The 12,299-nt window shown below is 71.6% G+C and carries 12 protein-coding genes and 1 pseudogene; all 13 read left to right on the top strand.

The genetic code is table 11. The features are described from left to right. Positions 1 to 39: 39 nt before the first annotated feature. Positions 40 to 183: a hypothetical protein gene (locus tag ACZ4EG_RS45150; protein ID WP_467794855.1), complete on the top strand. Its 144-nt coding sequence runs from the start codon at positions 40 to 42 to the stop codon at positions 181 to 183. Positions 184 to 242: 59 nt separating this feature from the next. Beyond that, positions 243 to 1,478 (top strand): cytochrome P450 family protein, encoded by a 1,236-nt coding sequence (locus ACZ4EG_RS45145; protein WP_467794854.1) that lies wholly within the window; start codon positions 243 to 245, stop codon positions 1,476 to 1,478. Positions 1,479 to 1,514: 36 nt separating this feature from the next. Further along, positions 1,515 to 2,264 (top strand): HAD family phosphatase, encoded by a 750-nt coding sequence (locus tag ACZ4EG_RS45140; protein WP_467794853.1) that lies wholly within the window; start codon positions 1,515 to 1,517, stop codon positions 2,262 to 2,264. After that, entirely contained in the window at positions 2,261 to 3,034 is a 774-nt protein-coding gene (locus ACZ4EG_RS45135; protein WP_467794852.1) for an SDR family NAD(P)-dependent oxidoreductase, read from the top strand. The genes ACZ4EG_RS45140 and ACZ4EG_RS45135 overlap by 4 nt, the downstream gene beginning before the upstream one ends. 179 nt (positions 3,035 to 3,213) lie before the next feature. After that, complete coding sequence (locus ACZ4EG_RS45130) at positions 3,214 to 3,879, top strand: ScbR family autoregulator-binding transcription factor (protein WP_390713136.1); 666 nt, start codon at positions 3,214 to 3,216, stop codon at positions 3,877 to 3,879. A 452-nt stretch (positions 3,880 to 4,331) separates the two neighbouring features. Beyond that, a complete protein-coding gene (locus ACZ4EG_RS45125) occupies positions 4,332 to 4,964 on the top strand; it encodes a ScbR family autoregulator-binding transcription factor (protein ID WP_453561874.1) in 633 nt (210 codons plus the stop codon). 258 nt (positions 4,965 to 5,222) lie between these two features. Further along, entirely contained in the window at positions 5,223 to 6,047 is an 825-nt protein-coding gene (locus tag ACZ4EG_RS45120) for an AfsR/SARP family transcriptional regulator (protein WP_453561873.1), read from the top strand. 121 nt (positions 6,048 to 6,168) lie between these two features. Continuing rightward, positions 6,169 to 7,119, top strand: coding sequence for an SRPBCC family protein (locus tag ACZ4EG_RS45115; protein ID WP_453561871.1), 951 nt, complete (start codon positions 6,169 to 6,171; stop codon positions 7,117 to 7,119). Between the two features lie 11 nt (positions 7,120 to 7,130). Next, positions 7,131 to 8,489: a hypothetical protein gene (locus ACZ4EG_RS45110; RefSeq protein ID WP_467794851.1), complete on the top strand. Its 1,359-nt coding sequence runs from the start codon at positions 7,131 to 7,133 to the stop codon at positions 8,487 to 8,489. Continuing rightward, positions 8,483 to 9,385, top strand: coding sequence for a 4'-phosphopantetheinyl transferase family protein (locus ACZ4EG_RS45105; protein WP_467794850.1), 903 nt, complete (start codon positions 8,483 to 8,485; stop codon positions 9,383 to 9,385). Before ACZ4EG_RS45110 ends, ACZ4EG_RS45105 begins: the two co-directional genes overlap by 7 nt. A gap of 289 nt (positions 9,386 to 9,674) precedes the next feature. Continuing rightward, on the top strand, positions 9,675 to 11,756 hold the full coding sequence (locus ACZ4EG_RS45100) for a condensation domain-containing protein (protein WP_467794849.1): 2,082 nt from the start codon (positions 9,675 to 9,677) through the stop codon (positions 11,754 to 11,756). Between the two features lie 135 nt (positions 11,757 to 11,891). Next, complete coding sequence (locus ACZ4EG_RS45095; RefSeq protein ID WP_390713130.1) at positions 11,892 to 12,089, top strand: acyl-CoA carboxylase subunit epsilon; 198 nt, start codon at positions 11,892 to 11,894, stop codon at positions 12,087 to 12,089. Between the two features lie 34 nt (positions 12,090 to 12,123). Beyond that, positions 12,124 to 12,299: pseudogene (locus ACZ4EG_RS45090) on the top strand (methylmalonyl-CoA carboxyltransferase); the annotation flags it as partial.

Genomic DNA, 12,299 nt, shown 5'->3' with positions numbered 1-12,299 from the left:
GGTTTTCTTCTATCGCCCACCAGGTAAAGGATTGTTCAAGTGTCCGAAGAACGCTTGAACCAATGGTTCCGTTTCTGTCGGTTTGATCCTGTATCAACCTCGGCTGATCAAGGCGACGTTCAGAACATTGAACAACAAATCGGCAAGCCTGACCGTTACGTGATTGATTTGAGCAGCCAGTAACAAACCTGTTCAGCGGTTTTCTTTATCCTCACGCTCGATCGCCGTTTTGGAGGCAACAGGTGCAGAATCCGTCCGTTCCCGTGGTGCTCGATCCCTCCGGCCAGGACCTTCACGGCGAGGCGGCCCGGCTGAGGCGACTCGGCGCGGTTGTCCAAGTCGCCCTGCCCGGCGGTGTGTTGGCCTGGTCGGTGAACCGGGGCGACCTGATCAAGCAGGTGCTGGCCGACCCGCGGGTGTCCAAGGACGCCTACCGGCACTGGCCCGCGTGGATCAACGGCGAGGTCGACGACTCGTGGCCGCTGGCCATGTGGGTGTCGGTGCGCAGCATGCTCACCGCCTACGGCGAGGAGCACACCAGGCTGCGCAAGCTGGTCGTCGGCGCCTTCACCGCGCGGCGCACGGTGGACCTCAGACCGCGCATCGTCGAGATCACCACCGAGCTGCTGACCCGGCTGGAAGGGCTGCCGTCCGCCCAACCCGTCGACATCCGCAAGGAGTTCGCCTACGAGCTGCCCATCCGGGTGATCTCGGAGATGCTCGGTCTGGACGACCGGGAGCGCGACGACCTCCACCGGGTCACGGACGTGCTGTTCACCACCACCACGACTCCGGAGACGGCCCAGAAGAACCAGGCCGAGCTGTACGGGCTGATGAACGACCTCGTCGGGCGCAAACGCGTCCACCCGGGCACCGACCTCACCAGCGCCCTGATCGCCATGCGCGACGAGGACGGGGAGGGACTGACGGAGAAGGAACTCGTGGACACCCTCCTGCTGATCATCGGGGCGGGGCACGAGACGACCGTCAATCTCCTCGATCACGCCATCTGCGCTCTGCTCACCCATCCCGAGCAGCTCCGGCTGGTGCGGGAAGGGAGTGTCACCTGGGACGCGGTGGTCCACGAGACGCTGCGGTCCCAGGCGCCGGTGGCCAACATCCTGCTCCGGTTCGCCGTCGAGGACCTCGACCTCGACGGCACCCTGATCCGCGCGGGGGAGGCGATCCTGCTCTCGCTCGTCGCCGCCGGCCGCGACCCCGGCGCGCACGGTCCCGACGCGGACACCTTCGATGCCACCCGCCCCACGCGTCACGAGCACTTCTCCTTCGGCCACGGCGTCCACCACTGCCTGGGCCGCCCCCTGGCCATGAGCGAGGCGATGATCGCGCTGCCCGCCCTCTTCGAGCGGTTCCCGCACCTCGAACTGGCCGTCGAGCCCCGCGAGCTGGGGCTGTTCGAGTCCTTCATATCCAGCGGCCACACGGAACTTCCCGTGCTGCTGGCACCCCGTTCCTGAGCCCTGCCCGTCCCGCGACCACAGGGAGGTCTCCCCGTGTCCCACCCCGCACTGAGCACGCTCCGCCTGGCCGCCGTCAACATCGACGGCGTCCTGCTCAACGACACCTTCAGCCCGGTCATGCACCGGCTCGTCGCCGCCCAGGGAGTCGAGTACACGCCTGAACTCGAACGGGCCCTGCTCTCCCGGCCGCAACTCGTCGCCGCCCAGGTGTTCGTGGAGGTCACCGGCACCAGCGCCACTCCGCAGGAGGTGCTTCGCGCCTACTTCGAGGAACGCGAGCGCTACCTTCGTGAGCAGCCGGTGCGGCTGCTCGACGGAGCGGCCGCCCTTCTGGAGCGGCTGCGTGCGCTCGGCCTGGACCTCGTGTGCTACGGCGGATTGGACGAGAGTCACTTCGAGCGTCATCTCGGGCCGTGGGCCACGTACTTCAGCGAGCCCCGCTACATCTGCACCAACGCCTTCCGGCCAGGCCTTCGCGAGATCACCCGGGACTTCTTCTCCCTCGCCCCCCACCAGGCGCTCTTCATCGACGACGCGGCCTCCGTCGCCGAGCGGGCCAGGGAACTGGACGTGCCCTTCATCGGCCACCCCAGCCCCTTCGCGCACGGATTCCAGCGGGAGCTCATGCGGCGGGCCGGCGTCCGGTACCTGGTGCGGGAGTTGTCCGAGATCGACGAGGCGATGCTGCGCGCCCTCGACGCCGAGGCCGCCGAGCGCACCGTGTGGCGGCACGGCGACCCGATTCCGGCGCACCTCGCCGCCGAAGCCCGGACGCGGTCATGACCGGGGCGGGCACCGCACCGCTGGTCGGCAAGGTCGTCCTCATCACCGGCGCCAGCAGTGGCATCGGAGCGGCGGCGGGGCGGGTGTTCGCGCGGCAGGGAGCCGTCGTCGTCCTGACGGCCCGGCGCGAGGACCGGCTGAGGGACCTCGTGGCACAGCTGCGCGACACGGGGGCCGAGGCGAGCTGTCACGCCATGGACGTGCGCCGCGGCGAGGAGGTCCGGCGGGCCGTGCAGCACACGGTCGAGCGCTACGGCCGCCTGGACGCCGCGTTCAACAACGCCGGCGTGGGGGTGGAGAAGGTGCCGTTGCACCTCCTGGAGGACGAGGCGTACGAACTGGTCATGGAGACGAACGTGCGCGGCGTGTGGAACTGCATGCGTCATGAGATCGCGGCCATGGTGCAGGGCGGGGGAGGAGCGATCGTGAACACCAGCAGCGTGGGCGGGCTGGTCGCCTCCTCCACGGCCGCCCCCTACATCGCCTCCAAGCACGCGGTGATCGGGCTCACCAAGGCCGCGGCCGTGGAGTACGCGACCCACCGGATACGGGTCAACTCCATCGCCCCCGGCCTGACCCGCTCGGAGATGATCGACGAGTGGTTCGCCGTGTCGCCCGCGGCGGCCGAGAAGGCCTATCGGTCCGCGCCACAGGGGCGGGCCGCGGAGCCGGAAGAGGTGGCGGAGACCGCCGCGTGGCTGTGCAGTGACAGCGCGAGCTTCGTCACTGGTGCGACACTCCCGGTGGACGGAGGCCGCACCGCCTGGTGAACGCCGGTAGGCAAGTGACGGGCGGTGGCTGCCCGGCACCAGGGGCCCCGCCCGTCACACGCGTCACCCGACGACTCCCGGCCATCATCGGCTTCCTTCCTGTCCACCCCCGGGTAAGCGCGGGCGAAGTGGGGTAACGTACGTCGTGTTCGGTTTTGTTTTCAATGGAGGAGGGTCCCGTGGCACAGCAAGAGCGTGCGGTACGGACCCGTCGTGCTGTTATCGAGGCCGCAGCCACCGTCTTCGCCGAACGCGGTTACACGGCGGCGACCATCGCGGAGATCCTCGAACGGGCCGGAGTCACGAAGGGCGCCCTGTACTTCCACTTCGACTCCAAGGAGGCCCTGGCGCGCGGTGTGATCGGAGCCCAGATCGACAACGACTACTGGGTGCCGCGTGAGCTGAAGCTCCAGGAGTGGGTGGACATCGGCATGACGCTGGCCCATCAGATCCCCCTGGACGTCATCCTGCTGGCGGGGATACGCCTCTCCGGTGACATGCAGGGGCGCGATCTGTTCGGCAGTGCGTGGCCGGCCTGGATCGAGCTGTCGACCAAGCTGCTGACCGAGGCCAAGGAGCGGGGCGAGGTGCTGCCCCACGTCGTTCCCCAGGAGACGGCCGAATGCTTCCTCGGGTCCTGGCTGGGGACGCAGATGTTCTCCGAGGCGAACTCCAACTGGGCGGACCTCAGCGACCGGGTCTCGGTCCTGTACAACCACATGCTGCCGGCCATTGCCACACCCGCGGCACTCATCCGGCTGGACACCGCGCCCGACAGAGGCGCCCGGGTCGTCAGGGAAGCCGAGCGTTGCCGACAGGCCGAGCTCGCGGCTTCCGAGGCCTGACGGAGCGCCGGTTTCCGCGCCCGAGGACCGCGGCACCCCCCGCGGTCGCGGGGGTTTCGGCACCGCAACAAACCTGACATCTGGTTTGCTGCCTCGCGTGTGAGGGTTCCCGGTGGCGATGTGGAATCCGTTCGACGGGTCGACAGGATCGGGCGGACCACGCCATCGGGCTCACCGGGACGGGATAGCAAACCCCTTGCGCTCTTTTGTGAGCCGACTGTGAGGCGAGTCCTGGTCCGCCCGCATGCGTCATCATCGACGACTCCACACAACACGAGCAGGGTGTCTGACGGTGTGTGACCATCAAGCCCGCACAAGGGTTCTACAGCTCCCACCCTGGCAAACCTACCAATCATGCGGTTTGCTAATGTCCTGAAACGGAACGCCGCACGCCCCTGAGGGAAGCGGACTGATGCACTCCGTGTTCCGCTCCAGCCCCCAGGAGGAGACCGATGGTCAAACAGGTGCGCGCGGCCCGTACGCGCCAGGCCCTCATCCTCGCGGCGGCCGAGGTCTTCGCCGACGAGGGGTACGCGCAGGCCACCCTGCCCGTGATCAGCAAGCGCGCGGGAGTGAGCACCGGCGCCCTGCACTTCCACTTCCCCAGCAAGGACGTGCTGGCCAGGGAGGTGGAGGGAGCCGCGGCGGACTCCGTCGAGAAGATGGCCGAACGCTGTCTGTCCTCGGCCGACACCCTGTTGCAGTCACTGGTGAACGCCACCTGCCGGCTGCTCGCCGCCGTGGCCACCGACCCCGTCGTCAGGGCCGGCTTCAAGCTCGGCACCGACCCGTCGCGCAACAGCGGGGCGGGGGTGCCGCAGTGGTGGTGCGCCTGGGTCCACGATCTCGTCGTCCAGGCGCAGGACGCGGGGGAGTTGGCGGCCGACATCGCGCCCGAGGACGCGGCGGCGGCCGTCGTCGCGGCGACCGTGGGCTTCGAGACGCTCGGTGAGGTGGACGGCGAGTGGCTGTCCAGGGAACGGGTGGCCCGGTTCTGGTCGTTCATCCTGCCGCGGATGGCGGCCGCGCCCCAGGCGATCTTGGTCAAGCCGGTCAAGCCCATGGGTGAGGTCGACAGCGAGTGAACGCGACTTTAACAAAAACCGCGCACATGGTTTGGTGATGGTCTAGTCAAGTCCAGGCAGTAGTAGCCCTTTTGTTCGGCTTTTGCGCCCTATTTGCCCCGGTAAGCAGGGAAGATCCCGGCTGTCTTGAGCGGGTCTCGCGTACGGATAGAGGACAAGCAGGGAGGCCGGTACGGTATTGACATACCGCCCGTGCTGTTTTTTACTCGAGTTGCTAGGGAACCGCTTTAAGGCAGCCAGCAGCGACGGGGAGACGGCGTGGACATCGACATACTCGGCACACTCGCCGTGCGGGAGAAGGGCGTCTCCATCACCCCGACGGCACCCAAGCCGCGCCAGGTGTTAGCCCTGCTCGCGCTCGACGCCGACCAGGTCGTGCACGTGGACACGCTGAGCGAGGAGCTCTGGGGCGCCAAGCCGCCCCGCAGCGCCCGCCCCACACTGCAGACCTACATCCTGCAGCTGCGCGAGCTGATCACCGTAGCCCTGGAGAGCGGGGACGCGGAAGAGGGCCGTTCGGCCAAGGACGTCCTGCTGACCGTGCCCGGCGGCTATCTGCTCAAGAGCGGCGGAGGCACCAGCGACGTCCGCGAGTTCGAGCGGCTGGCCGGCATGGGATACCGGGCCATGGACGCCGAGGACTACCCCGGCGCCGCCCAGCGGCTGCGCGAGGCGCTCGAACTGTGGACCGGCCCCGCCCTCGCCGACGTGCACGCCGGAACCCATCTGGAGACGCAGGTCAAACGGCTGGAGGAGAGCCGGCTGTGCGCGCTGGACCAGCGCATCGAGGCCGATCTGCGGCTCGGCCGGCACCGTGAGCTGCTCGCCGAACTGACCGTGCTCGTCAGCCGGTACCCCACCCACGAGAGCCTGTGCGGCCAGTACATGCTGGCCCTGTACCGCTCCGGCCGCCGCGGTGAGGCGCTGGACGCCTACCAGCGGCTGCGCGCCACCCTGGTCCGCACCCTGGGTCTTGAACCGTCGCCCGCACTGGGCAAGCTGCAGCGTTCCATCCTCATGGCCGGGCCGGAGGGCGTCGTACCGCCCGCCTCCGGGTCCGGACGGCTCACGGCCATCGGCTGACTGTGCGTCAACAGGCCCGGTCGGCCGAGTGCGACCTTGAGCGCCACCTCCGTCTTTGTTCGAGCACCGCTCTAGGCGCACGACGCAGTTTTTGAGGACACACGGAGGAGGGGGGATCGGTATGCCGTCCGAACGAGGGCACTCGGCCCAGCACACCATCTCCGTCGCCGCCCCCGCCGGTGTCGTCTACGGCATGCTCGCCGACGCCGTGCGCTGGCCGGTGTTCCTCTCCTCCCACGTCCACGTCGAGCGGATGGACTTCGACGGGGTCACCGAGCAGTTGCGCATGTGGGACGTGACGGCCGACCACGTCCGTTCCTCACGCACCCGACGCGTGCTCAAACCGCAGTCGCGGTCCATCGAGTTCGAGCAGCAGGACACCTTCTGGCCGGACGCGCCCACCACCGGCGCCTGGACCGTGCAGGCCCAGGACGACGAGAGCTCCCTGGTCACCCTGCGGCACGACCTGCCGCCGGCCGGCCCCTACCGGTCCACCGCCCACGACCCCGAGGCCGAACTCAGGGCCCAGCTGGACGGGGTCCGGGAGATGGCCGAGCACTGGGAGAAACTCGACGAACTGCTGCTGTCCTTCGAGGACAGCGTGCTGGTGGACGGACCCTTCGAGCTCGTCTACGACTTCCTCTACCGGATCGAGAACTGGGCCGAGACCGTCCCGCACGTCGAGCGGACCAGCGTCACCGAGGACCAGCCGGGCGTGCAGCTCGCCGCCATGGACACCTGTGCCGAGGAGACCGGCGAGACCGTCACCGTCGAGGCCGTACGCCTGTGCTTCCCGCACGCCGGGCGGATCGTCTTCAAGGAGACGGTCACGCCCGAACTGATCGCGGCGCACGCCGGTGAGTGGTACCTGCTGCCCGAAGAGTCCGGGGTGCGGGTCGGCTGCACCCACCACGTTCTGCTCAGGGAAGAGGCCGTGGCCCCGGTCCTGGGCGAGGAAGCCACCCTTGCGGACGCCCGCCGGTATGTGCGCGAGTGGCTGGGCCGCGCGAGCACCGAAGCGCTGGGCCTGGCCAAGTGGCACGCGGAGAGCGCCGTCCGCCGTCTGCGATGAGGAGGCCCGCGATGGCCCTCACCCGACCGGCTCCGACCGGGGAGAACACCGACACCGCCACCGCGGAGCCACGTCCGGCCCGCGAGCGGCGCAGGGCGGCCTACGCCGAACTGCCGCCGCCGGTGGAGGTGGCGCTGCGCGCCGTACGGCTGGAGGCACAGCTCGGCGACCCCGCCGATCCGGCCAACCGCTACGGCCTTCCCGCGCTGAGCGCCGTGGAGGGCGCCGAGGGCCCGCCGTCCCCCGCCGACCTGCGCGCCGAGTTCTGGCCCCGCGCCGCCGGCGGCCACTACACCAGTGCCGACCAGCTGGTACGAGTGCTGCGCCCGCTCTTCCGCCGGGACCTGGCCCTCGGCCACGCCTGGGGCACCCGCCCGCTGCTCGCCGCGGCCGACGGCACCCGCCCGGCGCCCGGCCGGCCGGCCGAACTGGCCGCCCTGCTCGGGCCGGTGGCGCTGATCGCGGCGACGGGCACCGTGCTGCGCACCGCGGTCCGCGTCGTCGACGAGCTCGGCCACCACGAACCGGCCGCCCGGCAGTGGCACGGCACGCTCGCCGGTGACTTCGCCGACCTGCTGGCCTGCGAGAGCCTGACGACCGTGGCGCTGCGCTCCCTGGTTTTGCCCGCGGAGGCCACCGCCCTGCTCACCGCCGTGGTCGGATACGTCGTCCCGCAGCTGGTGGCCGACGTCCACAACGACCTCGAACTCGTCCTGAACGAGACCGGGTTCGCGCCCGGCAGCCTTGAGCAGCGCTCGCTGGCCAAGCTGAGGGCCGACCTCGCCGCCGGCGGGCAGTGGCCCGACCCGGCCGCCTGCCGGGCGCGGCTCGTCGCCGCCCTGCCGGACCTCGCCGAGAACGGGGAGTCCGCGCCGGATGCCGGCGCGCTGTTCAGGATCGGCGACGCGGCCGCCGTCCCGGCCGACCTGCTGCCCGAGGGAACCGGCTGTCACCATGTGCTCGCCGACGCGCTGGCCACCGCGGCGGCGGCCCGGCCGGCCGAAGGGGAGGACGGCGCGCTCGCCCGCGCCGCCCGGCGGCTGCGCACCGAGCGGCGAACCCTGCGCCTGCCCTGTCTGCAGGCCGCCGACGCCTCCCCGGAGGACCCCGCCGCACGGGCGCTGGCGGACCGTCAGGCCCAAGTGCTGCTGGCCGCCGCCGTGCTCGGCGTCCGCCGGGCGGCCGGTCACACCACCTTCCTCAGCAGCCCGGACTGGGCCCTGCTCGCGCTCGTCCGCCTCACCGAACGGCTCGGCGTCCCGCGGCCGCCCGTGCCGGCCGATCCGCGCGAGGACGTCTGGGCGGAGCTGGCCGAGCGCGGCCGACGCGACGTCGACTGCGACGTGTACGCCACGAAGTCGCTGTGGTGAACGGGCCCGAGGACCGTGAGGGACAAGGGCACCGGGCCGCGGGCGGCCCGGTGGACCTCGCGGTGCCCCTGCCGTCGCCGTTGCACCTCGCCGGTCCCGAGGGGCCCTGGGAGCCGGTGTCCGACGCGGTGGAGTCCACCGGGGTCGCCGTGGTGCACACGACCTGGGGCGAGTGGCTCACCGTCACCCTGCTCGACCCCCGGCTGCGCGCGCTGCTCGGCCACGACTGGCCGCGCTACCGGCAGACCCGTGCCAGCGCCGGGCGATTGCGCTTCGCCGTCTCCCGCCTGGTCATGAAGTACACCGCCGGAGCGGTGCTCCAAGTGCCTCCCGACGCCCTCGACCTCGCCTACAAACCCGGCGGGCGGCCCCATCTGCGCGGTCTCGGCGAGGAGCTCGAACTGAGCCTCGCGCACACCGACGAGCTGATCGTGGTCGGTGTCAGCGGCACCGGCCCCATCGGGGTGGACGCCGAACCCGTCGGCCGGCAGGCGCCCTTGGAACTGCTGGGCGAGTATGTGTGCACGCCCGAGGAGGCGGCCGCGCTCGCCGTGCTGCCCGAGGCCGAGCGCACCCTCAGGCTGCTGCAGCTGTGGACCCTGAAGGAGGCCTACACCAAGGCCCTCGGACAGGGGATGCGGCGCCGCTTCGCCGCGTTCGGGTTCCGCCGCGACGGTGAGGGGCGCATCACCCTGGCGGAGGACTCGGAGGGCGCCCGCGCATGGGCGTTCGCCGCCCATCTCGTCCAGGGGCGCTACCTCGTGAGCGCCGCCCACCGGCCGGCTCAGACCGCCCGGCAGGTGCCGTCGTACGACGCCGCCCTGTTCGCCGAGGCCGGTCCGCCGGCCTCGGGCGTACCGGGCTTTCCGGGGCGGTGGAGACCCGGCGACCGATGAGGAACCACATGGACACCGAGCCCGGGCGCGCCTCGCGGGCGGCCGGGGCGGGAGTGCGCGGACGCCCTCCCGCGGGGCCGACGACGAGGTCGGTGCCGTACGGGGAGCGGGTGCCGCAGGGGCCGTGCGGGGCGCGCGGGCCGGCGGGGCCGTATGTGCCGAGTGCGCCGCAGCAGTCGGCGTATCTCGCGCAGAAACGATCCGAACAGGAGCGGGAACGAGCAGAAAAGGGGGGCAGGGAGCCGGTCCTCTTCGCCGCGGCGGCGGGTTTCGGTACCCGGGACAGCGGATGAGCAGCCATCACCTTTCCGAGGACACCGTCCTCGCCGTGGTCCACGAGCCGGGCGGCACCGCGCCACGGTCCCCCGTCGTGCTGGAGCTGTGCGGGCCGCTGGGCACCGCGGAGGCCGAGAACGTGGCGGCGCGGCTGGCCGAGCGGCACCGCGCGTACTCCGTCACCGTCGACGACGACGGCGACCGGCACAGCCTCAGCTTCCTGCCGGCCGCGCCCGGCGACGGCGGACACGAGCCGCTCACCGCCGAGCTGCTGGCCGACGTACTGGCCCTGCTGCCCGGCGTCGAGGGCATCGTCCCGGCCACGGGGCACCAGCGCGAGCTGATCCTCGCGGCCGCGGCGGGGTCGCCGGACCGCCATGTCGAGCAGGTCTTCTGGAACTGGTCCGGGCCGCTGGACACGTCCCGCTTCGCCACGGCCTGGCAGTCGCTCGTCGAGCGCGAGGCCGTGCTGCGGGCGTCGTTCGACTGGACGGCCGCACCGCGTCTGGTCCTGCACGACCGGGCCCGGATCGAGGTCGTCCACCATGCGCACTCCACCGTCACCTGGGGCGACCTGGTCAAGCGGGACCGGGCGCGCGGCTTCGACCTGCACCGGCCGGGCCTGCTGCGGGTGACCCTGCTGGAGGGGGCGCCGGGGCCGGCGGTGCAGGACTGGTTCGCGCAGAACTGGTCGCCGCAGGACCGGCTGCCGCCCGAGCGGGCGCCGGTGCGGGTGCTGCTGACCTACCACCGCGCCCTGCTGGACGAGCGCGGCGTCCACCTCCTGCTGCGCGAGTTCTTGCGGGCCTACGTCAGCGGCGGCACCCTGCCCGGCGGCGAGCGGCGGCCCGACGTCCGCGACCATGCCCGCTGGCTGGCCCGTCAGGACACCACCACCGCACGCGCGTTCTGGTCCACGGCCGCGCCGGCCCCCGGTGTCGCCGTCCGGTCCGGCCGCCCCGGAGGCCCCACCGGACACACCGGTCCCGGCCGGCTGCAACGCCGCCTCAGGCCCCCGCAGACCGCGCGGCTGCGCTCCTGGGCGGCGATGCGGGGCGTCGGCGAGAGCAGCGCGCTGCATGTGGTGTGGGCCCTGCTGCTGTACCGGGCGTCGGGCGCCGAGGGGCCGGTGCCGGTCAGCTTCGGCGTGCATCTGTCCGGGCGGGACGTGCCGATGCAGGGCGCCGCGGGCATCCCCGGGCTGCTCGGCAACGCGCTGCCGATGACCGTCACCGTCGACCCGGCGGCCCCCCTGGTGGAGCTGCTGCACGAGGTGCGCGACACCGCGTTCGACCTGATCGCGCACGCCTGGGTGCCCGCCGACCGGGTCCGCGCCTGGAGCGGCCGGGGCGAGGACACCGACCTGACCGACACGGTCGTCGTCTTCGACAGCCGGCCCGAACTGCCGGAGGCGCTGCTCGCCGAACTGCGGGAGCAGGGCATCCAGGTGGACGTCCCGCAGAGCGTCAGCGGTGACACGAGCCTGCCGTTCACCCTCGTCGCCCAGCACAGCCCCGAGGGCGGGCTGCTGCTGACCGGTCTGTACGACCGCGCGAGCCTGGCGGACGGGGACGCCTCCGCGACGCTGTCGCAGTGCGTGCAGTTGCTGCGCTCCCTGCCCGACCACCGGGACCTGCAGTGCACCGTCGCCCAGGTGCTGGAGCCGCTGCGCGGCTCCGACGTGCCCAGGGTGGCTCCGCGCTCGCCCGCGCCGCGCGGTCTCGCCCTGGCCGTGCTGCGTCCCGGGGAACCGCTGTCGGACGTCATCTGCCTGATCGGGGTGCCGGGTGTGCCGACCGGCGCCTACGAGGTCCTCGCCCGTGACCACCAAGGACCCGAACGGATCGTGGCCCTGCGCATGGAGGGAACGGCGGAGGTGTCGGTGTCCGTGCTGCGCGAGATGCTCGCCCCGGACCGCCGGCTCGTCCTCGGCGGATGCGGGCCGGGCGGCAGCGCCGCCTATGAGATCGCCCGGCGCGGGGCGGCCGAGCACGGCCCGGCCGCGGCCGTGGTGATGACAGGGGTCGGCGGCGCCACCGCGAGCGCCCAGGCCCTGGCCCGCGGGCTGCGGTCCGTGCGCGCCAGGGACGTGTGACGGGGGACGGATGACGGGGGCCGAACTCATGCCGGAAACAAGGCGTAAGCAAGTTTTTGTGCCGGTTCTCAAGTCGGGGAGGAGCCGTTCTCAAGCGGCTCGTTCGACGGTGTCCGCAGAGCTGGAGGAGGGGGCATGAGCGATTCGGACCAAGCACAACCGGCGCTGCGCATCGAGCGCGGGCACGCGAGCGACGAGGAGCTGGCCGCGCTCACTGTCGTACTGCTCGCGCTGTGCGCGGAGGCGCAGGAGAGCGAGGCCGGGCGTCCGGTCAACGGCTCCCGGTGGTGGAGGAGGCCGCACTCCTACCGGGCCCCGCGCAGCTGGCAGTGACGGATCTTGGTGCTCCAGGAAGGAACCTGACCACATGTCAACGACGATTGCCTCCGCTCCGGTCGACACCGGGCCGGCCGACATCCGCGGCCGGGTGGCCGAGCTGCACGGCATCCGTGCGCAGGCGCTGGCGGGCCCCAGCGAGAAGGCGACCGAGGCGCAGCACGCCAAGGGCAAGCTGACGGCGCGGGAGCGGATCGAGCTGCTCCT

The sequence above is a fragment of the Streptomyces sp. NPDC025638 genome, assembly GCF_055558775.1.
The sequence above is the reverse complement of the archived record's forward strand: the minus strand, read 5'-3'. Positions and strand labels throughout refer to the sequence as shown.